This is a genomic window from Nocardiopsis sp. YSL2 (genome assembly GCF_030555055.1).
Taxonomy (GTDB): domain Bacteria; phylum Actinomycetota; class Actinomycetes; order Streptosporangiales; family Streptosporangiaceae; genus Nocardiopsis.
Genome location: NZ_JAMOAO010000001.1, coordinates 5,128,482 through 5,148,524 on the forward strand (window position 1 = coordinate 5,128,482; position 20,043 = coordinate 5,148,524).

Sequence of the window (20,043 nt, forward strand, 5' to 3'; positions counted from 1 at the left end):
GCCGAGCCGGAGAACCTGTCTACTTCGGGCTCTGGCCTCCGTCGCACTCATGTCCCTGGTCCCGGCCCCAGTGCGGGGAGCACTTCGCCCCCTGAGTACCCCGAGGCGCCCGGACTCACCTCACGGGGGCGGAACCCGGTCCCGCCCCCGCCAGGTGGTGCGGGGCTACAGCGCGTCGGCGGACACGTCCAGGACGGTGCGGTCGCGGGAGGCCACCAGGTCGAACTGCGGCCCCGTGCGCGGCAGCTCGTGGTGGAAGAAGTACGCGGCCGCCGCTCGCTTGCCCTCGTAGAAGGCCCCCTCCTTGCCGTGCGCCGTGATCGCCTGCTCCAGCCACATCCACGCGATGACCACGTGCCCGACCGCCTCCAGGTAGGGCGTGGCGTTGGCCAGGGCGACGGCCGGGTCGCCCTCGGACCAGGCCGAGGCGGCCGTCTCGGTGGTGCGGGTCAGTGCGGCCTCCAGCAGCTCGGCGTAGGCGGCCTCCGCGCCGCCGAGGGCGCGGGCGCGCTCCACGGCCGTGCGGGCGGCTTCCACCAGCAGCCCCAGCCGCTTGCCGCCGTCGAGGACCGCCTTGCGGCCCAGCAGGTCCAGGGCCTGGATGCCGTGCGTGCCCTCGTGGATCGGGTTGAGGCGGTTGTCGCGGTAGTGCTGCTCCACGTCGTACTCGCGGGTGTAGCCGTAGCCGCCGTGGATCTGGATGGCCAGGTCGTTGGCGGTCACGCACCACTGCGAGGGCCAGCTCTTGACGATGGGGGTGAGCGCGTCCAGGAGCAGGTCGGCGTGCTCACGCGCCTGCGGGTCCTCGTGGCTGAGGGTGTCGTCGTAGAGCCGCGCGCAGTACAGCACCAGTGCGAGGGCGCCCTCCACGTAGCTCTTCTGCGCCAGCAGCATGCGGCGGACGTCGGTGTGCTCGACGATGGGGACCTGGGGCTGGGCCGGGTCCTTGGCCCCCAGAGGTCGGCCCTGGAGGCGTTCGCGGGCGTAGGCGAGCGACTTCAGGTAGCCGGTGTAGCCGACCGCCATCGCGCCCGCGCCCACGCCGATCCGGGCCCCGTTCATCATGTGGAACATGTACTGCAGGCCCTGGTGGGGCTCCCCGACCAGGTAGCCGACCGCGCCGGGCTCCCCGCCGGGGGTGTAGCGCCCCTCGCCGAAGTTGAGCAGCGCGTTGACCGTGCCGCGGTAGCCCATCTTGTGGTTGAGCCCGGCCGGGACGACGTCGTTGCGCTCCCCGAGGGTGCCGTCCTCGGCCACCAGGTGCTTGGGGACGACGAACAGCGAGATGCCCTTGACCCCGGCCGGGCCGCCGGGGATCTTGGCCAGCACGAGGTGGACGATGTTCTCGGTCAGTTCGTGGTCGCCGGCCGAGATCCACATCTTGTTGCCGAAGAGCCGGTAGGTGCCGTCCCCCGCGGGCTCGGCGCGCGTGGTGATGTCCGACAGGGAGCTGCCCGCCTGGGGCTCGGACAGGCACATCGTGCCGGTGAAGCGGCCCTCGACCATGGGGCGCACGAAGGTGTCGATCTGCTCCTGGCTGCCGTGGGTCAGCAACAGTGCGGCGTTGCCCGAGGTCAGGGACGGGTAGGCGGAGGTGGCCAGGTTCGCGGCCTGGAACCAGGCGTTGCAGGCGCTGGAGATGAGGCGGGGCGCCTGGGCGCCGCCGACCGACTCGGGCATCGACAGGCTGCTGAGGCCGGTCTCGGCGTAGACCTCCAGGGCCTTCTTCACCTCGGGGATGACGTGGACGTGCTCGCCGTCGAAGTGCGGCTCGTTGGCGTCGCTGGTCTTGAAGTGCGGCGCGAAGTGGTCGGTGGCCACGCGTTCGGCCAGGTCGAGGGCGCCGTCGAAGGTCTCACGGGAGTGGTCGGCGTACCGGGGGCGCGTGGTGAGCGCCTCGGCGTCGAGCCACTCGTAGAGCATGAACTGCAGGTCGCGTGCGGAGAGAACGGTGGACGCCACGGTGAGCCTCCCATAGGTGTGTAGACCGACTGGCCGGTATGCTACCCGCTCGCGCGGACGGCGGCGTGAGCGGGGCCACCGTCGCCGTAGGCTGGCTTGGTCCGCCGGCCGCCACGAGGAGGCTCCGCATGTCCCACGCCGTGTCCCGTACCGTTCTGCTGCTCAACGGCCCCAACCTCAACCTGTTGGGCACACGCGACCCGAAGCAGTACGGCACCACCACGCTGGACGAGGTCGAGCGGCGCGTGCGCGATCTGGGCAAGGAACTGGGCGCGGAGGTGGTGTGCGCCCAGAGCAACAGCGAGGGCGCTCTGGTCGACCGGCTGCACGAGGCCCGCGGCTACGCGGGCGTGGTCTTCAACCCCGGCGCCTACGCCCACTACAGCATCGCCCTGCGCGACGCCGTCGACGCCATCGAGGCGCCGGTCGTGGAGGTGCACATCTCCAACGTCTACGCCCGCGAGGAGTTCCGGCACCGCTCGGTGACGGCCCCGGTCGCGGCGGGCTACGTCGCCGGGTGCGGGGTGTTCGGCTACGAGCTGGCCCTGCGCGCGGTCCTTCGGCGCGACGCCGAGCGCAGCGCCGACCAGGCCGGCTGAGCGGGGACGTCCGGGGCCGGACACGCCCTAACGGCTCAGGGCCGTCTCCCGGTCCACGTGGGAGAGCTTGTCGGGGTTGCGCACGGTGTAGAGCCCGGTCACCAGGCCGTCGTCGATCCGCAGCGCCACGACGCTGTCGAGTTCTCCGTCGAGTCGCAGCATGAGCGCCGGGTAGCCGTTCAGCTGGACCGGTTCGACCGACACCGCGTCGCCGTACTGCCGCAGGCCGACCGCGAGCAGGCGTGCCACCTTGCCCGCACCCGCGACGGGCCGCGGCAGGGCCTGCCTGACCCCGCCCCCGTCCCCGAGGGCGACGACGTCCGGTGCGAGGATGTCCAGCAGGCCCTGCAGGTCGCCGGTCTCGATCGCCCGCTGGAACGCCGCGAGCGCGGCCCGGGACTCGGCCTGTGAGACCACGTCCCGCGGTCGGCGCGCTGCCACGTGCGCCCGTGCCCGGTGGGCGATCTGCCGGACCGCGGCGGGGCTCTTGTCGACCGCCCGCGCGATCTCCGCGTAGTCCACGGCGAACACCTCGCGGAGCACGAACACGGCCCGCTCGGTCGGGGCGAGGGTCTCCAGGACCAGCATCACCGCCATCGAGACGCTGTCGGCCAACTCGACGTCCTCGGCCACGTCGGGTGCGGTCAGCAGCGGCTCGGGCAGCCACGGGCCGACGTAGGACTCCCTGCGCCGCCCGAGCGTGCGCAGCCGGGTGAGCGCCTGGCGGGTGGCGATCCGCACCAGGTAGGCGCGGTGGTGGCGCACCGCGTCCAGGTCGACGCCGGCCCAGCGCAGCCAGGTCTCCTGCAGGACGTCCTCGGCGTCGGCGGCCGACCCGAGGATCTCGTAGGCGACCGTGAAGAGCAGGCTGCGGTGGGCGACGAACACCTCGGTCGCCCGGTCCTCGTGTCCGTCCCCGCCGCTCATGGGTGGTTCCCTAAGGTTGTGGGTGTTCAGGATGGAATGTTCTGGATGCCCAGGACGGTGGGGTGTGGCTGATGGGGTGCTTGCCCTCGAAGGCTCGAGAGGAATGGCCGCCCCGCCGTCCGGGACTCCCCGACCTCTGATTGAGATCTGCGATGTAGTCGCTGTTTAGGGACCTGGTGGCGGGGCTGTCCACGGGGACCACCAACAGCGAGGAGCGGGCAGAACCCATGAACACCGGTCAACTCGTGTGGGTCGGCATCGACGCTGGGAAGACCAACCACCACGCCACAGCGGTCAACACCACTGGTGAGGTGCTGTGGTCCAAGCAGGTCCGCAACGACCAGGCCGCCATCGAGGCCCTCATCACCAAGGCCACCGCCGCCGGCGTCCAGGCTCGCTGGGCGGTGGACCTGACCAACAGCTACGCCGCTCTGCTCCTGGCCGTGCTCGGAGCCGCCGACCAGACAGTGGTCTACGTCCCCGGCCGCATGGTCAACACCATGACCACCACCTTCGGCGAGTCCAAGACCGACGCCAAGGACGCCCTGGTCATCGCCCAGACCGCCCGCATGCGCCCGGACCTGGCCACGGTCACCACCCCGCCGGAACAGGTGGCCGAGCTGGCCCGGCTCACCGCCCACCGGGCGGACCTGGCCGCGGACTGGGTACGCGGCGTCAACCGGCTCCGCGACCTGCTCGGGTCGGTCTTCCCCGGCCTGGAACGCGCCTTGGACTACACCCAGCGGTCCCCGCTGATCCTGCTCACCGGCTTCGCCACCCCCGCCGAAGTCCGCGACGCGGGCGAGGACGGGCTCCTCGCCCACCTGCGCGAGCACGGCGCGCACCGGCCCAGCCTGGCCAAGATCACCGCCGCCGCGCTGGAGGCCGCCCAGGCCCAGACCATCGTGCTGCCCGGTGAAGCGAGCACCGCCGCGCTCGTCAAGCGCCTGGCCGCCAAACTGCTGGAGCTGGACCACGAGCGCAAGGACCTGGACAAGACCATCACCGGCGTGTTCCGCTCCAACCCCCAAGCCGGGATCATCGAGTCCCTGCCCGGGATGGGGCCGATCCTGGGGGCGGAGTTCATCACAGTCACCGGCGGCGACCTGGCCGCGTTTGCCCACTCGGGTCGCCTGGCTTCTTATGCCGGGCTGGCACCGGTCAGCAAGGACTCGGGCCGGGTGAGTGGGAACCTCAGACGCCCTAAGCGCTACAACCGCAGGCTGCGCAGGGTGTTCTACATGGCGGCGCTGTCCTCGATCAAGGCCGACGGCCCATCGCGGACCTTCTACCGGAAGAAACGCGGTGAGCGGATGCTGCACAAACAAGCGCTGCTCGCCCTGGCGCGCAGGCTCGTGAACGTGTTGTGGGCGCTGCTGCGCGACGGTCGCCTTTTCGAGCGCAGCACACCGGTCAGGCCTGTGGCGGCTTGACACGGTCATTGAGATTCCTCTCCGTCCGCTGATCGGTGCCGTCCATGAGACACCGGCCGCCGCCCGCGTGTGACAGCGCACCGCGGGCAATCCGCGGCGACGGGAGCGGCCGGTTCCGCCCGAGGCGGAACCGACCAGTCGGTATGCGGCGGGCAAAAAATCTAGCGGTACGTCAGCAGGGCGGAGCCGTCCCGCTCCAGGTGCGCGTGGTCGTTGAAGGACAGCACCTGGGTCCCGCCGCGTCCGTGCGCGACCTTGCTGACCGAGCCGTTGACCACCACGCGGTTCATCGACACGAACCCCGCCGCGGGCACACCCAGCAGGGACGAGCACACCGCCGAGATCACCCCGCCGGACGTGAACACCAGGGCGGTGCTCCCGCGCTCCAGCCCTTCGGCCAGGTCGCGCAGGGCGGCCGCCGCCGTATCCCGGAAGGCGGTCCAGGAGTCCTTCCCGGCGCCGCCGTCCGCGGTCCAGGCGTGCAGGCACGCGTCGATCCGGTGCTGGATGGAGCCGGGGCCGGGGGAGTAGCGGTCGAGCAGGGCGAGGTGGTCGTACTCGTTCCACCGCTCGTCGGTGACCGGGGCGGTGTCCAGGCCCGCCTCGGCCAGCGCGGCCGCGGCGGTCTGCTTCTGGCGCCGCAGCGTGCCGGTCACCACCGGTCCCACACGCAGCCCGCGCCGGGTGATCTCCCGGCCCAACAGCATGGCCTGTTCGTAGCCGGTCGGACTCAGTTCGTCATAGTCGGCGGCCTCGGGGGAGGCCTTGCCGTGGCGGATGAGGTAGATAGCTGGCATGTCGACACAGTACGGGTGGGCGGTGGCCGGTCGCGCGCCCGCCCCCCGAACGGACGGGGACGACTCCTTCCACCGCCCCTGGCGGCCATCGGTGCGCGCAGGGGCGAGGCGTGTGCCGCCAGGGGCGAGTCCGAGGCGCGGCCGCCGCGCACACTGACACCACCGAACCAGGCGTGAGCGTCCCTGAGCCCACCGGCGATCCGGAGCGCTCCGTCGCGAGCCGCGCACGGGAGGCGGACGCCGGACGCTTCCGCCGCGCGGCCGCGCGTACCCGACACCGCTGCCGCGCACCCCCTTCCACAGGCCTCGCCGACCGAGGAGATCCCCCCATGTCCGACCACCCCACCACCGGCCGACCGTCCGTCCCCGGCGGCGCCCCCGACCCGGGCGCGCCGCCCGTACGCACCGCCGGGCTGCCCCAGTTGTCCCTGCTGCTCGCCGCGAGTTGCATGCCCGTCCTGGGCTCCGTACTCATCGCCCCCGTGCTGCCGCAACTGGGACGGCACTTCGCCGCGACTCCCGGTGCCGGCGTCCTCGTCCCCGTCGTCCTCACCGTCCCCGCCCTGGTCCTCGGACTGACCGCGGCCTTCGCCGGGGTCCTGGCCGACAGGGTCGACCGCAGGCGTGTCCTGCTGGCCGCGATGGTCGGCTACTCGGCCATCGGGACCGCACCCCTCTACCTGGACTCGCTCGCGGCCATCCTGGCGTCCCGGGTCCTGCTCGGTGTCTTCGAGGCGGCCATCATCACCTGCTGCACGGCCCTGATCGGCGACTACTGGACCGGGGCCCGCCGGGCGAGGTACCTGGGCATGCAGGCACTGGTGGCGGCGGTGGCCGCGACGCTGTTCCTCCTGGTCGGCGGCGCCCTGGGGAGCATGGGCTGGCGGGCGCCGTTCTGGGTCTACCTGGCGGCGGTGCTGCTGGTGGCCCCGATGGCCCGGCTGCTGTGGAGGCCCGAGCACCCCGAGCGCGCCACCGGCTCCGAGGGGCCGACCGCCGTCCCGTGGCGACTGCTGCTGGTCCCGTGCCTGGTCACCCTCTTCGGCGGCGTCCTCTTCTACACGCTGCCGGTCCAGCTCCCGTTCGTGCTCACCGCGGCCGGGGCGGGGTCGGCGCAGCAGATCGGCGGCATCAGCGCCGTGATGTCACTGGGCACGGCCGTCGGTGCCGCGCTCTTCGGGAAGCTGGCGGGGCTGTCGCCCAGGGTGCTCGTCCCGGCCGAGCTGGCGCTGGCCGCCGTGGGCCTGGGCGTGGTGTTCGCCGCTCCCTCGGTCCTGGTCATCACGGTGGGAGCCGTGGTCACCGGGTTCGGAACGGGCCTGCTGGTGCCCACGATGATCGTCTGGGCCGTGGACCGGCTCGACTTCGGACAGCGCGGCCGGGGGACGGGCCTGTGCACCGGCGCGCTCTTCTTCGGCCAGTTCCTCTCTCCGCTGGTCGTGGCCGCGCTGGGCGCCGGTGCGGGAGGCACCCGTCCCGCTCTGGGCGCCCTCGCCGCCGTGACGGCGACCGTGGGGGCGCTCGTCCTGCTCCTGCTGCGCCGCCGGACCGAAGGACTGACCTCCGTCGGCTGACCGGGCCCGGCACCGCCGCGGGCGGCTCCTCGCAGGAGGGGCCGCCCGCCGGCGCGACCGGTCGGTCCGGTCACCGGGCGCGTCCCGCCGACACGCCCCTCAGGAGGTCGGGCCGGAGAACCCCGCCGGGCGGCGAGCCGTCCAGTCCTCGGCCTCCTCCAGGGCGGAGGCCAACCGGATCAGCACGGCCTCGTCCCAGGGGCCGGCGATCAGCTGGCTGCCGACCGGCAGGCCCGCGGCGGACCGGTACGTCGGCAGGCTGATCGCCGGCAGGCCGGTGACATTGCAGATCGAGGTGAAGGAGATCATCTGCGTCTCCGTGACGCGCGGCCCCTCCGGGTCCCCGTCGGCCTCCTTCAGGACGCGCCCGGCCTCGGGTGGAGCGCACGCCATGGTCGGTGTGAGCAGGACGTCGAAGTCGCGCTCCCACTGCGCCACCACCTCCCGCGACTCCCGCTGGAGCAGGGCCACCGCCCGGGTGTAGTGCCCCGAGTGGCGGCCCTCGGCGCGTTCCCTGCGGTGCCGCAGGTGCGGCGCGGCCAGGTCCGGCCGGTCGAAGGGCACGGCCCACAGGGACGCGTCCAGGACGGTCCGCGCGTACCCGCCGAACGCCTCCTCGCTGAAAAAGCGCGGGGCGACCCCCTCCACGCGGTGGCCCAGAGACTCCAGGAGGTGAGCGGTGTGCTCCGCGGCGGCGACGCATTCCGGCTCCACGGGCAGGCCCGTCGGTGCGCTGGTGAGCAGCCCGATCCGCAGCCGCCCGGCGTCGCGGCCGACCTCGTCGGAGAAGGGGCGCGCGGGCGGCGGCGCCTGGTACATGGCCAGGCGGTCGGGGACGGACATCGCGTCCAACAGGGCGGCGGTGTCGCGGACGTACCGGGTGATGGCGCCCTCCACGGTGGAGTGCTCCCAGGCCGCGGCGAGCTGGGGTACGCGCCCGCGGCTGGGCTTGAGTCCGACCAGGCCGCAGGCGGAGGAGGGCATGCGGATCGAACCCCCGCCGTCGTTGGCGTGCGCGACCGGGGCCATCCCCGCGGCGACGGCCGCGGCGGCTCCGCCGCTGGAACCGCCGGGGGAGTGGGCGGTGTTCCACGGATTGCGGGTCTGGCCGAAACGGCGGTTGTCGGTGTCGGTGAGCATGCCCATCTCGGGGCTGTTGGTGCGTCCCATCGGGATCAGGCCGGCGTCCAGCAGACGCGTCACCACGGGTTCGGTCACCTCCCGGGGGGCGTCGCCGATCCCGAGCGAACAGTAGGTCGCGGGTTCTCCCTCCACCTGCGTCATCTCCTTGAGCGGGATCGGGACCCCGTGCAGGGGCGGAAGGCGGCGTCCGTCGAGCACGGCGCGCTCGGCCTCCTCGGCCCGCGCCCGCACCGTGGCGCGGTGGCACCGCACGAAGGCGTTCACCGCCGGGTCGTGGCGGTCGATCCGCGCGAGGTAGGCCTCGGTGACCTCGACCGGGCTCAGCTCCCGCGAGCGGATGGCCGAGGCGAGGTCGACGGCCGATGAGAAGGGGTCCATGTCGGCTCCAGATGTCGATGCGGCAGAGGCGGACACGGTGCCGACCGCGGTGGCGCGGCGTCCGGTTCCGCGATGCCGTTCCGGGGGTTCCGAAGGCAAGTATCCGGAGGCCGTGGACCGCGCGCTGGTATAACTGTGCACAGTTGTCTCCCCACACGGACGCGGTTCCTCTCCGGGAGGTGGGCGTTGCTGGTCGAACACCGTGAGAACGGCGCCCTGGTGGCCGGATACCTCGACGCCGCCTCCAGCGGGCGCGCGGACGCCTTCGACACCGTGCTCGTGCAGGGCGAGCACCCCTATCGGGCCGAGTTGCGTCCGCACCGCTTCGGGGTGCTCAGCGCCTGCGACATCCGGGGCGACCACGGCGTCCGTGTGCTGCCGCGCATCGCCCCCGGGCTCCGTGACCACGGCTACTCGCTGGGGCTGATGCTGGAGGGGCGGGGCGGTATCGAACAGGACGGCCGCTCGGCGTCCCTGGCCCCCGGCGACTTCGTGCTCTACACGGGCCGCAGGCCGTTCCGTATCGACCTGACCGGCCCCTACCGGTACTTCGTGGTGGGCCTGGGGCGGAACACGGCGGGCCTGCCCTCGGGCGTCGCGGGCGTCACGGCCGATCCCGGGCTGCCCCGCTCACCGAGCGGGCGGATCCTGACGGTGGCGCTGGCGGAGATCGCGCGCCTGGCCCCACAGTTGGGGTCGGACGCCAGACGGGACTACGGCGAGCACATCGTCTTCATGCTCCGCACCCTGCTCCGCGAAGCGGGCCACGCGGACAGCCCCGTGCCCGACCAGCGGACCGCGGTCCTCGAACGCGTCCTGGAACACGTCGACCGGCACCTGGCGGAGGACCTCTCCCCGGACGCGGTCGCCGCGGCCCACCACGTCTCGGTCCGCTACCTTCACGCGCTCTTCCACTCCCGGGGCGAGACGGTCGCCGGCCACATCCGCCGCCGCAGACTGGAACGCATCCGCCGCGACCTCGCCGACCCGGCGCTCGCCCACCTGCCCGCCTACGCGATCGCCGCCCGCTGGGGGATCCGGGACGCCAGCCACCTCAGCCGGCTCTTCCGCGCCGAGTTCGGCCTGTCCCCCCGCGCGTTCCGTGACACCCGCCCCTGATCCGGAACCGGTCGGCCCTCGGGCCGCCGACGCGGTGGCGGCCACGGCCGCCGGGCCCTGGCGAGGACCGGTTCAGGCGGCGGGAGCCGGGTCCGAGACCGGGACGGCCGGGGCGGTGCGGCAGGTGCGCAGGATGACCTCCACCACCGTCGCCGGGTCGTTCTCCATCGGCACGTGCCCGCACCCCATCAGCCGGACCTGGCGGGCGTGCGGGATCGCGGCCAGGACCCGGGCCAGTGCGCGGATCGGCAGGACGCGGTCGTCCTCGCCCCAGGCGATCGTCGTGGGGCAGACCACGCCCCGTCCACCGCCGAAGCTGTAGCGCACCACTTCCGGGGCCAGGCGCGTGTAGGTCGACCCGCGGGTGATGACCGCCGGGTCCAGACGGGAGAGCCCGCCCCCGGGGGCGCGCAGGCGTCCGTGCAGGGCGAGCGTGGTCAGGGCGCGTACGGGCCGGCTGTCGATGACCGTGTGCCAGACCCTCGCGGGGACCCGCGTGGCCACGCGCATGCCGCCGACCAGCAGCCGCGAGCCCAGCATCTCCAGGGCACTGGTGAACCCGATGGGGGCCAGCGCGGTGACCGAGGAGGCGAGCCCGCGCGCCCCCAGTTCCAGGGCGACCGCGCCGCCCAGGGAGTTGCCGACGACGTGCGGCCGGTGCACGCCGTGCGCCCGGCACCAGGACTGCACGGTGTCCACGAGGGAGGAGATGCCGAAGGGCCGGTCGGGGTCGGGGGCGGCGGACTGGCCGAAGCCCGGCAGGTCGAGCGCGAACACCTCGTAGCGCTCGGCCAGCGCGCGCACGACGGGGTCCCACGCCTGGCGCCGGTGGCCCAGCCCGTGCAGGAGCAGGAGCGGCTCACCCCGGCCCAGGCGTTCGTAAACGATGCCCCCATGGTTCATGAACCCCAGGTCTACCCGAGGCAAACCCCGGTGGCAAAGGTTCGGCCCCACTATTCCCGCAGGTCACACGCGTTGACAGCAGGGACCGCGTACGCCGCACCGACTGTCGCCGGGAGATGGGATGGATCACATGCCGCCCGTTCCCGGCGTGACTGGACGGCGGCGGTCGGCCGCCCCTGGAGCCGGACCCGCGTCGGGGTCAGGGCGCGCCGCTGTCGGGCTCGAAGCGCACCACGACCGACTTCGACGTGGGCGTGTTGCTCACGTCGGCCGTGGAGTCCAACGGGACCAGCACGTTGGTCTCGGGGAAGTACGACGCCGCGCACCCGCGGGCGGTGGGGTAGTGCACCACCCGGAAGTGCGGCGCCCGCCGCTCCCGCCCGTCCGGCCACTCGCCGACGATGTCGGTGTAGGCGCCCTCCGCCAACCCCAGCTCACGCGCGTCCTCCGGGTGCACCAGCACCACCCGGCGGCCGTCGTGGATACCGCGGTAGCGGTCGTTGAGGTCGTAGATCGTGGTGTTGTACTGGTCGTGCGAGCGCAGCGTCTGCAACAGCAGCCGCCCCGGCGGCACCGGCGGCGCGTACGCGCCGTTCACCGTGAAGTTGGCCAGCCCCGTCGCCGTCGGGAACCGCCGCTCGTCGCGGGGCGCGTGCGGGAGCGTGAACCCGCCCGGCCTGCGGGCGCGCTCGTTGAAGTCCGAGAACCCCGGCACGACGCCCGCGATCCGGTCGCGCACCCGGTCGTAGTCGGCCAGCTCCGACCACGCCACCGGGCTCTGGCCCAGGACCCGGTCCGCCAGGTCCAGGACGATGTCCACCTCCGAGCGCATGTCCTCGGACAGGGGCGCCAGGACACCGTGTGAGGCGTGCACCTTGCCCATGGAGTCCTCCACCGTCACCCAGCGGGGACGGCCCTCGCGCAGGTCGCGGTCGCTGCGCGCCAGGGTCGGCAGGATCAGCGCCCGCGTGCCCGTCACCACGTGCGAGCGGTTCAGCTTGGTCGACACGTGCACCGTCAGCCCCACCCGGCGCATCGCCTCCTCGGTGACATGGGTGTCCGGCGTGGCCGCGACGAAGTTGCCGCCCATCGCGAAGAACACCCGCACACGCCCCCGCGCCATCGCGCGGATGGCGTTGACGGTGTCCAGGCCGTGCTCGCGCGGCGGCGCGAACCCGAACTCCGCCTCCAGCGCGTCCAGGAAGGCGGCGTCGGGCCGCTCGAAGATGCCCATCGTGCGGTCGCCCTGCACGTTGGAGTGCCCGCGCACCGGGCACACCCCGGCGCCCGGCCGCCCCACGTTCCCGCGCAGCAGCAGGAAGTTCACCACCTCGCGGATGGTGGGCACCGCGTGCTTGTGCTGGGTCAGGCCCATCGCCCAGCACACCACGACGCGGTCGGCGGCGATCACCATCGCGGCGATCTCCTCGATGAGTGAGCGCTCCAGGCCGGTCGCGCGCTCCACCCGCGTCCAGAACCCGTCCTCGGGTTCGTCCAGCAGTTCCTTGGCGAAGACGTCGAACCCGTGGGTGTGGGCGTCGATGAACGCCCGGTCCAGTACCGGCTCGCCGCGCCGGTCGGCGGCGAGCAGCAGCCGGTTGACCGCCGAGAACAGGGCCAGGTCGCCGCCCAGGCGGATCTGCGCGAACAGGTCGGTGAGCTCGGTGCCGCGGCCGAGCAGCCCCGACGCCTTCTGCGGGTTGCGGAACTCGCGCATGCCCGCCTCGGGCAGCGGGTTGACCGTGATGATGCGCGCGCCGGCCTTCTTGGCGCGCTCCAGGGTGCTCAGCATGCGCGGGTGGTTCGTGCCCGGGTTCTGGCCCGCGACGATGATGAGGTCGGCCTGGTGCAGGTCGTCCAGCGAGACACTGCCCTTGCCCACGCCCAGGGTCTCGCTGAGCGCCGACCCGGACGACTCGTGGCACATGTTGGAGCAGTCGGGCAGGTTGTTGGTACCCAGGGCGCGCGCGAACAGCTGGTAGCAGAACGCCGCCTCGTTGCTGGTCCGCCCGGAGGTGTAGAAGACCGCCTCGTCGGGCGAGTCCAGGCCGCGCAGCTCCCCGGCCACGATGTCCAGCGCCCGGTCCCAGCTCACGGGCTCGTAGTGGGTGGCGCCCTCGGCCAGGTACAACGGCTCGGCCAGCCGGCCCTGCCGTCCCAGCCAGTAGCCGGAGCGCTCGGCCAGCTCCGCCACCGGGTGCGCGGCGAAGAACTCCGGGGTCAGCGCGCGGGACGTGGCCTCCTCGGCCACCGCCTTGGCGCCGTTCTCACAGAACTCCGCCTTGTGCCGGTGGTCGCCCTCGGGCCAGGCGCACCCGGGGCAGTCGAAGCCGCGCTTCTGGTTGACGGCCCGCATCGCGGGCAGGCCGCGTCGCACGCCCGCCTGCTCGCGGACCTGGCGGACGCTGTTGAGCACGGCGGGCAGGCCCACCGCGCTGCGCTCGGGCGGACCCACGGTGGGCGAGTCCTGGGCGGGATCTGGCTGGTCGGCGTGTGTGTGGCTCACACTTCCGATTCTGGCACTCCCGGCGCGCGAAGGCACCGACACCCGGCCCTACGGGGCGCGCACCCGTCCTGAGCCGCCTTCGTCCCATGGCACGCCCCCACAACACAGGCGACCGCTACCCGGTACCGGCCCTCGGGCACCGTGCACGCCCCGGTCCTGGGGGTACACCTGGGGCGCTGGTCGCGGCGGTCGGTCCGTCGTCCTGCGCGGCGGGTTGACTCTGTCCCTGGGGGAAGGTGTGAGCTGTTGCTGGGCCATCCGAGATACGGGTGGTGACCAGGAGGAAGACGATGACCACCTTCACTGTCGAGCAGCGGGCCGAGCGCCCCTGGGTCGGCGTCTCGATGACGGCCGAGCTCGCCCACTGGGATCGCGTGAACGCGCACGTCCCGCGGATCTACGGTGCGCTGGGCGAGGCGGGCGGGATTCCCGAGGGCGGGCCGATCTACCAGTACCGCCGCCTGCGGACGGCCGCGGACCCGATGGACATCACGGTCTCCGTTCCCGTGCCGGCCTGTGTGGAGCTCGGTGACGGGTTCGAGACCGGTGTGATCCCGGCCGGCCGCTACCTGGTCGCGCGTCCGCAGGGCGGTCCGGACGTGCTCGGGCGGACCCACCGGGACATGTGGGAGTGGGCGGACGTGCAGGGCCTGGACCTCGCGGTCGACGAGCGGGCCGACGGCATCCACTGGCACGCGCGCACGGAGCAGTTCCTCACCGACCCGCAGACCGAACCGGATCGCGCCAAGTGGGCCGTCGAGGTCGCATACTTGCTCAGATGAGCGAGACCGACGCGAGGCTGTCGATCGGCGGGTTCAGCCGCCTGACGTGGCTCTCTCCGAAGGCGCTGCGCCTGTACGAGCGGCGTGGGCTGCTCAGGCCCGACGTCGTCGACGAGTACACGGGGTACCGCTACTACCGGCCGTCGCAGGCGGAGCGTGCCCGCATGATCGCGCTCTTGCGCCGCGCGGGGATGCCGCTCGAGCGCATCGGCCCGGTCCTGGACGCCGCCGGCGACGAACGGCGCGAGCTCCTCGACGCGTACCGGACCGATGTGGTGCGTGCGCACGAGCGCGCCGTGGCGCTGCTCGACGGCCTCGCGCGGGGTCGCCTCGACGGTCGACCGGCATCGGCCGAGGCCGCGCCGGGGGTGTCGAGCCGCGACGTTCCGGCGCAGCCCTTCGTCTCGCGGGCCGTTCGCACGACCGTGGCGGACCTTCCCGCGCACATCGAGCGTGCCGCGGCCGAGCTCTCGCAGCGGGCCGGGGCGGCGGTCGACCGGTCGCGGCCGCTGGTCGTCGTCTACCACGGCGAGGTGGGCTGGGAATCGGACGGGCCCGTCGAAGTGCGCGTGCCCGTCCTCGCCGCGTCGGACGCCGACGGCGTCGAACCCGCCGGATCGGAGCTGTTCGTCGACGTACCGTACGGCGAGGTGCAGTTCCCCACGATCCTGCGCGCGTTCGACGCGGTCCGCGACGCCGCGACGCACCACGCGCGGCGTCCGTCCGGATCGCCGCGCGAGATCTACTCCGGCGGCGACCCCTTCCGCTGCCAGGTCGCGCAGCGCTACGTCCGGGCCCGGGGCTGACACGGCGGACGCCGGGCGGGAACGGGGCGGCCATGGCCGGACCCGATCCGGCCGGTTCAGTTGACCGCGACGGGTGTGCCGCCGGTCATCGCGACCAGTTCGGCGAAGCCGGTCGGGAAGACCGTGCGAGGCGTTCCGGCGGCGGCCCACAGCCGCTCGTAGTCCGCCAGGGACGCGTCCACCACGGTCTCGACCGGCGCGGGGTGTCCGACGGGGGCCACGCCACCGATGGCCTGGCCGGTCGCGGCGCGTACCTCCTCGGGCTCGGCGCGCCGGATCGCGGCCCTGCCCAGCCGCTCGGCCAGCAGAGCGGTGTCCACCCGGTGCCGACCGCTGGTCATGACCAGCAGCGGTCGCTCGTCCGCCATGAACACGAGGCTGTTGGCGATCGCGCCGACCTCGCAGCCGAGCGCCTCGGCCGCGGCCTGGGCGGTGCGGGTCGAGGCGGGCAGTTCCCGCACTCGGCCCTCGGCCCCGAACGCGCCGAGCGCCTCGGCCACCCGTCGGCTGCGCTCGGGCAGTTCCGTGCTCTCGGCCATGCTCTCTCCTCGTCGTCGACGCCACTGGAGGGGCATGCTATGCCGACGGGGCGGACCGCGCACGCGGATTCGACGCGCGGGCGGACCGGCGGCGGCCGTGGCGGGCCGCCGCCGGTCACGGGCGGGTCAGAGGTCGTAGACGCGCACGTAGTCCACCACCATCTGCTGGGGGAACCGCGTGGTCTCGTCGGGATAGCCCGGCCACGCGCCGCCCACTGCGACGTTGAGGATCATGAAGAACGGGTGGTCGTAGACCCACGGGTTCCCGCGCAGGTCGGCCCGGGTGAGGGTGTTGAACGGCACGTCGTCGACGGACCACGTGATGGAGTCCGGGGTCCACTCGACGGCGTAGACGTGGAAGCCGTCGGTGAACGCGCCCCCCTGCGGGTGGTCGTAGGAGGCGCCGATCCCGTCCGCGCCGGAGTAGCCGGGCCCGTGCACGGTGCCGTGGACGGTGCCGGGCTCGTGTCCGACGTTCTCCATGATGTCGATCTCGCCGGAGTCGGGCCACGGGGTCTCGGGGAAGTTGTCGCCCAGCATCCAGAACGCGGGCCACACCCCCTGGCCGGTGGGGATGCGGATCCTGGCCTCGAAGCGGCCGTAGGCCTGCTCGACCTTGTCCTGGGTGGTCAGCCGGGCGGAGGTGTAGCCGCCGTCGGCCTCCTGGCGTGCGGTGATGACGAGGTTGCCGTTGCCGTCCAGAGCCGAGTTCTCGCGGCTGTCGGTGTAGTTCTGCAGCTCGCCGTTGCCCCACCCGTGGTCGCCGGTCTCGTGGTTCCAGTTCGCGGGGTCGGGGGCCGCGCCGGCGGGTCCGTCGAACTCGTCGGACCAGACGAGCGCACCGGAGGTGGAGGCCGGATCGGCGTCCTCGCGGGTGTCGGACCCGGCTCCGCCGTGGGGGACGGTCAGGGCGGTCAGGGTCAGCGCCGCGGTGGCGGCCACCGCTCCCGCGGCGACGAGGACGGGGACGCGGCGGGCGGGGCCGCCTCTTCTGTGCTGCACGGGGGCTCCGGTCATGTCGGGGGGATCAGCCGGTGACCGGACCCGTGGCACGCGTGGAGTAGCGGATTCCGCGCGGGCCGTAGTGCGGGTCCGACCCAAACTGAATGCGTGTTAAGTGACTGTAGGTGTCCGCCCCGTCGCGGGCAAGGGGGTGACGCGGTCGAACGGGATCGCTCCCATGCGGGGCGCGGGTGGTCCGGTCCACGCCCGCGCCCCGTTACCGGGCTCAGGTGCGGGACTTCACCACGACCGTGACGCCCCGGTAGTCGTCCAGGCCGGTGGCGACCTGGGGGTTCCCCGACGCGTTGGTGATGTCGGGCAGCTCGTGCACGGCCGCGCCGAAGAAGTCGGCCCAGCACCGGGTGGCCGAGATCCCGCCGTCGCGGATCTCGCCGAGCAGCCGGCCCTGGTGGTCCAGCCGCCACTCCACCACCGGCAGGTCGTGCTCGGCCTCGGCCGAGATGAGCCGGGGGAGGAGGTCGGCCGCCCGCGCCCGTGTGCGCGGAAAGCCGGACGGCTCGGTGTCGGCGTCGGTACTCCTGTCCGGGGTTGCCATGCTTCGCCTTCCGTTGGGCTCGATCGACGCCACCATTGTTTCGCAGTGCGCGCCGAAAATCGGGGAGAACGCCAGATCAGAGGGGAGGGGATCCGGGCGGTCGGGTGCCGTGCCGCCCCTTCGGCCCCGCCGCGGGCCCTGGTCGGACGGACAGGGAGAACCCCGGGCGGCGGCGAGGAATCCGACAACGCAACAATGTTCGTGTCCGCGCGGTCGGTCCCGACGGGCCCTCGCCCCCTGGACGGGTGCCCACGGCCGTGTGCGGCCCCGCTCCCGTACGCGCCCGCCACCCAGCAGGAGTCGACGATGTTCACACTCACCGGTCGAGACGGTCTGACCATCCACGTCCACGAATGGGTGCCCGAGGCCCCCGCGCGCGGGGTCGTCCAGATCTCCCACGGCATGGGTGAGCACGCGGCCCGCTACGCCCCCCTGGCCGCGGCCCTCAACGCGCGGGGCTACGCGGTCTACGCCGACGACCACCGCGGCCACGGGCTCTCGATGCACGACGGCCGCCCCGGCGACCTCGGCGACAACGGGTGGAACCTGCTCGTCGACGACATGGCCGCACTCTCCCGCGAGGTCGGCGCCCGCCACCCCGACCTGCCACTGGTCCTGGTCGCGCACAGCCTGGGCTCGTTCGCCGCCCAGCAGTACCTGCTGGACCACCCCGGCCTCGCCGACGGTGTGGCCCTGTGCGGGACCACCGCCGTCGATCTGCTGCTGTCCCGCATGGTCGAGTCCGGCGCCGCCGACACCACGGCCTACTTCAACGCCGCCTTCGCACCGCTTCGGACCGAGGCCGACTGGCTCAGCCGCGACGAGAGCCAGGTGGACGCCTACGTCGCCGACCCGCTGTGCGGGTTCGGGCTCACGGACACGAGCATGGGCCTGCTGCTCACGGCCGCCTTCGAGCGGCTCGGCGACCCGTCCAAGGCCCCCGACGACCTGCCGCTGTACGTCCTGGTCGGTGACCGTGACCCGCTCAACCAGGGGCTGGAGTTCAGCGACGCGCTGGTCGAGCGCTACCGTGCCGCGGGTGTGGCCGACCTGACCTACCGGGTCTACGAGGGTGCGCGCCACGAACTGTTCAACGAGACCAACCGCGAGGAGGTCTTCGCCGAGCTGATCACGTGGATCGACCGGGTGACCTCCGACGACGTGGCCGACTCGACCGAGCCGGATTCGCACTAGGCACCGGAGTCCGCCTCAGCCGAAATGCCGTTGCCCGCCCGGCTCCGGTCCAGAATGATCGGTGTCCATGAGCGAGCACCCCGCGTCCGGACACGACCCGCGCCACGTCCGCGATGCTCACCCCGCCCCCGTCACCCGGCCCGTCGCCCTGGTGACGGGGGTGGGCCGCACCGCCGGCATCGGCGCCGGCGTCGTCCGACGGCTCGCGGCGTCCGGCTGGGACATCGCGTTCAGCTACTGGACGCCCTACGACGAGCGCATGGACTGGGGGATCGAGGAGGGTGCCGCCGAGTCCACCGTCCGCGCCCTGGCCGACCTCGGGGCCGCCTCGGCGGCGATCGAGGCCGACCTGGCCGACCCCGACACCCCTGAGGCGCTCCTCGACGCGGCCGAGGAGCGCCTGGGCGCCGTGACCGCCCTGGTGATGTGCCACTGCGAGTCCGTCGACTCCGGCCTGCTCGACACCGGCGTCGAGAGCTTCGACCGGCACTTCGCCGTCAACGCGCGTGCCACGTGGCTGCTGATCCGCGCGTTCGAGCAGCGGTTCCGGGGTGACCACGGAACCGGTCGGATCACCGCCCTGACCAGCGACCACACCGTGGACAACCTGCCCTACGGCGCGAGCAAGGCGGCCCTGGACCGCATCACGCTCGCCGCCGCCCGCGAGCTGGCCCACCTGGGCGTGACCGCCAACGCGATCAACCCGGGCCCGGTCGACACCGGGTGGATGACCGGAGAGCTCAGGGAACAGGTCACGGGCCTGACCCCGCTCGGCCGACTGGGCACGCCCCAGGACACCGCGCACCTCGTGGACTTCCCGTGCTCCACGCGCGGGCAGTGGATCAACGGCCAGCTGCTCAGGAGCGACGGGGGATTCAGCGCGATCGACTGACCCGCCGTCGATGCGCTAGTCCGCGACGGCCTGGCCGTGGCGCCAGTAGCCCACGAAGGTGATGTCCGGCTTGGGCACGCCGTGCTCGCGGACCAGCGTGCGGCGTAGGCCGGTGGGCAGGGCGTTCTCCCCGGCCACGAAGCAGTACGGGCGGCCCTTGGGCAGGGCGGCGGTGCACACGGTGTCCAGGGCCAGGCGCCCGGGCACGGAGTGCGGGTCGGTCCGGGGGAGCCAGTGCACGTCCACACCCGGCCGGGAGGGGAGCGGGCGCACGTCGTCCGTGGAGGGCACCTCCAGGAACACCTGGGCCCGCAGGTCGTCGGGGGCCTGCTCCAGGATCGACACCAGGGCGGGCACGGCGCTCTCGTCGCCGACCAGCAGCTGCCAGTCGGTGTCGTCCGTGGGCTGGTAGTACACCCCCTCCGCCAGGATTCCGGCCTCGTCGCCGGGGGAGGCGGAGGCCGCCCACGCGGAGGCTGGGCCGCCGTCCCCGTGGTCGACGAACTCCAGCTCCAGCTCGCGGGCGTCGGCGTCGAAGGAGCGGACCGAGTAGTTGCGCACGTGCGGGCGCACGTCGTCGGACATGGCGTACATCTGCTCGACCCAGCGCCGGTCGGCGGCGGTGGGCATGTGCAGGCGCTCCTGCCCCCGCCTCGGTAGGAAGAGCCGGACGAACTGGTCCTGACCCAGGAACTCGAAGCCGCTCAGCTCCTCACCGCCCAGGACCACCGAGACGAAGTTCTTGCTGACGCGCTCGGTGCGCACCACACGGGTGCGGATCATCGTGCGATGGCTGGGCTGTTCGATGCGCACGGGGCCTCTTCCTCGTCGGCGCGGGGCTGGATGCCGGGGGTGTAGGTAAGGCTAGCCTCACCCAGGGCGTGCCGTCGAGTCGGGGTGGGGTGAGCGTGCCGATCGCGCCCCGTCCGCG

The 20,043-nt window shown here is 73.0% G+C and carries 18 protein-coding genes; 8 read left to right on the plus strand and 10 right to left on the minus strand.

Features of this window, described 5'->3' with window-relative positions; genetic code table 11:
- Positions 1-165 precede the first annotated feature (165 nt).
- Positions 166-1,962 (minus strand): acyl-CoA dehydrogenase, encoded by a 1,797-nt coding sequence (locus tag M1P99_RS22590; protein ID WP_304454579.1) that lies wholly within the window; start codon positions 1,960-1,962, stop codon positions 166-168.
- Positions 1,963-2,090: 128 nt separating this feature from the next.
- Here M1P99_RS22590 and aroQ point away from each other — a divergent pair, with 128 nt between their 5' ends.
- On the plus strand, positions 2,091-2,561 hold the full coding sequence (gene aroQ / locus M1P99_RS22595; RefSeq protein ID WP_304454580.1) for a type II 3-dehydroquinate dehydratase: 471 nt from the start codon (positions 2,091-2,093) through the stop codon (positions 2,559-2,561).
- 27 nt (positions 2,562-2,588) lie between these two features.
- Here aroQ and M1P99_RS22600 read toward each other — a convergent pair whose 3' ends face one another.
- A complete protein-coding gene (locus tag M1P99_RS22600; RefSeq protein ID WP_304454581.1) occupies positions 2,589-3,488 on the minus strand; it encodes an RNA polymerase sigma-70 factor in 900 nt (299 codons plus the stop codon).
- A gap of 227 nt (positions 3,489-3,715) precedes the next feature.
- On the opposite strand from M1P99_RS22600, the gene M1P99_RS22605 reads away from it, so the two are divergent.
- Entirely contained in the window at positions 3,716-4,921 is a 1,206-nt protein-coding gene (locus M1P99_RS22605) for an IS110 family transposase (RefSeq protein WP_304453212.1), read from the plus strand.
- Positions 4,922-5,082: 161 nt separating this feature from the next.
- On the opposite strand, the gene M1P99_RS22610 is transcribed toward M1P99_RS22605, so the two are convergent.
- Positions 5,083-5,718, minus strand: a complete 636-nt coding sequence (locus M1P99_RS22610) for a histidine phosphatase family protein (protein WP_304454582.1) — start codon at positions 5,716-5,718, stop codon at positions 5,083-5,085.
- Between the two features lie 329 nt (positions 5,719-6,047).
- On the opposite strand from M1P99_RS22610, the gene M1P99_RS22615 reads away from it, so the two are divergent.
- On the plus strand, positions 6,048-7,292 hold the full coding sequence (locus tag M1P99_RS22615; RefSeq protein ID WP_304454583.1) for an MFS transporter: 1,245 nt from the start codon (positions 6,048-6,050) through the stop codon (positions 7,290-7,292).
- A gap of 99 nt (positions 7,293-7,391) precedes the next feature.
- Here M1P99_RS22615 and M1P99_RS22620 read toward each other — a convergent pair whose 3' ends face one another.
- Entirely contained in the window at positions 7,392-8,813 is a 1,422-nt protein-coding gene (locus M1P99_RS22620) for an amidase (RefSeq protein WP_304454584.1), read from the minus strand.
- A gap of 186 nt (positions 8,814-8,999) precedes the next feature.
- Between M1P99_RS22620 and M1P99_RS22625 the strand changes: the two genes are divergently transcribed.
- Positions 9,000-9,932 (plus strand): helix-turn-helix domain-containing protein, encoded by a 933-nt coding sequence (locus tag M1P99_RS22625; RefSeq protein ID WP_304454585.1) that lies wholly within the window; start codon positions 9,000-9,002, stop codon positions 9,930-9,932.
- Between the two features lie 72 nt (positions 9,933-10,004).
- Here the strand turns inward: M1P99_RS22625 and M1P99_RS22630 are convergent, their stop codons facing one another.
- Both M1P99_RS22630 and M1P99_RS22635 read right to left on the minus strand, forming a co-directional pair.
- Entirely contained in the window at positions 10,005-10,835 is an 831-nt protein-coding gene (locus M1P99_RS22630; protein ID WP_304454586.1) for an alpha/beta fold hydrolase, read from the minus strand.
- Positions 10,836-11,034: 199 nt separating this feature from the next.
- On the minus strand, positions 11,035-13,350 hold the full coding sequence (locus M1P99_RS22635) for an FdhF/YdeP family oxidoreductase (protein WP_304455803.1): 2,316 nt from the start codon (positions 13,348-13,350) through the stop codon (positions 11,035-11,037).
- 281 nt (positions 13,351-13,631) lie between these two features.
- Here M1P99_RS22635 and M1P99_RS22640 point away from each other — a divergent pair, with 281 nt between their 5' ends.
- Together M1P99_RS22640 and M1P99_RS22645 are read left to right on the plus strand one after the other, a co-directional pair.
- A complete protein-coding gene (locus tag M1P99_RS22640; protein ID WP_304454587.1) occupies positions 13,632-14,123 on the plus strand; it encodes a GyrI-like domain-containing protein in 492 nt (163 codons plus the stop codon).
- Positions 14,120-14,929, plus strand: a complete 810-nt coding sequence (locus M1P99_RS22645; RefSeq protein WP_304454588.1) for a MerR family transcriptional regulator — start codon at positions 14,120-14,122, stop codon at positions 14,927-14,929. The genes M1P99_RS22640 and M1P99_RS22645 overlap by 4 nt, the downstream gene beginning before the upstream one ends.
- Positions 14,930-14,985: 56 nt before the next feature.
- Here the strand turns inward: M1P99_RS22645 and M1P99_RS22650 are convergent, their stop codons facing one another.
- The 3 genes from M1P99_RS22650 to M1P99_RS22660 all read right to left on the minus strand — a co-directional run bounded on the left by M1P99_RS22650 (position 14,986) and on the right by M1P99_RS22660 (position 17,026).
- Positions 14,986-15,468 (minus strand): YbaK/EbsC family protein, encoded by a 483-nt coding sequence (locus M1P99_RS22650; RefSeq protein WP_304454589.1) that lies wholly within the window; start codon positions 15,466-15,468, stop codon positions 14,986-14,988.
- Between the two features lie 126 nt (positions 15,469-15,594).
- Positions 15,595-16,392 carry a glycoside hydrolase family 16 protein gene (locus tag M1P99_RS22655; protein WP_304455804.1) on the minus strand — a complete coding sequence of 266 codons (798 nt, stop codon included), beginning with the start codon at positions 16,390-16,392 and terminating at the stop codon, positions 15,595-15,597.
- A 304-nt stretch (positions 16,393-16,696) separates the two neighbouring features.
- The gene (locus tag M1P99_RS22660) at positions 16,697-17,026 is read right to left on the minus strand and encodes a hypothetical protein (RefSeq protein WP_304454590.1); all 330 of its coding nucleotides are present in this window, start codon (positions 17,024-17,026) and stop codon (positions 16,697-16,699) included.
- A 306-nt stretch (positions 17,027-17,332) separates the two neighbouring features.
- Here M1P99_RS22660 and M1P99_RS22665 point away from each other — a divergent pair, with 306 nt between their 5' ends.
- Complete coding sequence (locus M1P99_RS22665; protein ID WP_304454591.1) at positions 17,333-18,220, plus strand: alpha/beta fold hydrolase; 888 nt, start codon at positions 17,333-17,335, stop codon at positions 18,218-18,220.
- 67 nt (positions 18,221-18,287) lie between these two features.
- Entirely contained in the window at positions 18,288-19,112 is an 825-nt protein-coding gene (locus M1P99_RS22670; protein ID WP_304454592.1) for an SDR family oxidoreductase, read from the plus strand.
- Between the two features lie 15 nt (positions 19,113-19,127).
- Here the strand turns inward: M1P99_RS22670 and M1P99_RS22675 are convergent, their stop codons facing one another.
- Complete coding sequence (locus M1P99_RS22675; RefSeq protein ID WP_304454593.1) at positions 19,128-19,925, minus strand: siderophore-interacting protein; 798 nt, start codon at positions 19,923-19,925, stop codon at positions 19,128-19,130.
- Between the last annotated feature and the right edge of the window lie 118 nt (positions 19,926-20,043).

Excerpts from the sequence above, each read along its gene's own strand:
- M1P99_RS22650 (WP_304454589.1), bottom strand. The coding sequence starts at position 15,468 with ATGGCCGAGAGCACGGAACTGCCCGAGCGCAGCCGACGGGTGGCCGAG.
- M1P99_RS22620 (WP_304454584.1), bottom strand. The coding sequence starts at position 8,813 with ATGGACCCCTTCTCATCGGCCGTCGACCTCGCCTCGGCCATCCGCTCG.
- M1P99_RS22610 (WP_304454582.1), bottom strand. The coding sequence starts at position 5,718 with ATGCCAGCTATCTACCTCATCCGCCACGGCAAGGCCTCCCCCGAGGCC.
- M1P99_RS22670 (WP_304454592.1), top strand. The coding sequence starts at position 18,288 with ATGAGCGAGCACCCCGCGTCCGGACACGACCCGCGCCACGTCCGCGAT.
- M1P99_RS22615 (WP_304454583.1), top strand. The coding sequence starts at position 6,048 with ATGTCCGACCACCCCACCACCGGCCGACCGTCCGTCCCCGGCGGCGCC.
- M1P99_RS22630 (WP_304454586.1), bottom strand. The coding sequence starts at position 10,835 with ATGAACCATGGGGGCATCGTTTACGAACGCCTGGGCCGGGGTGAGCCG.
- M1P99_RS22600 (WP_304454581.1), bottom strand. The coding sequence starts at position 3,488 with ATGAGCGGCGGGGACGGACACGAGGACCGGGCGACCGAGGTGTTCGTC.
- M1P99_RS22645 (WP_304454588.1), top strand. The coding sequence starts at position 14,120 with ATGAGCGAGACCGACGCGAGGCTGTCGATCGGCGGGTTCAGCCGCCTG.
- M1P99_RS22665 (WP_304454591.1), top strand. The coding sequence starts at position 17,333 with ATGTTCACACTCACCGGTCGAGACGGTCTGACCATCCACGTCCACGAA.
- aroQ (WP_304454580.1), top strand. The coding sequence starts at position 2,091 with ATGTCCCACGCCGTGTCCCGTACCGTTCTGCTGCTCAACGGCCCCAAC.
- M1P99_RS22605 (WP_304453212.1), top strand. The coding sequence starts at position 3,716 with ATGAACACCGGTCAACTCGTGTGGGTCGGCATCGACGCTGGGAAGACC.
- M1P99_RS22640 (WP_304454587.1), top strand. The coding sequence starts at position 13,632 with ATGACCACCTTCACTGTCGAGCAGCGGGCCGAGCGCCCCTGGGTCGGC.
- M1P99_RS22660 (WP_304454590.1), bottom strand. The coding sequence starts at position 17,026 with ATGGCAACCCCGGACAGGAGTACCGACGCCGACACCGAGCCGTCCGGC.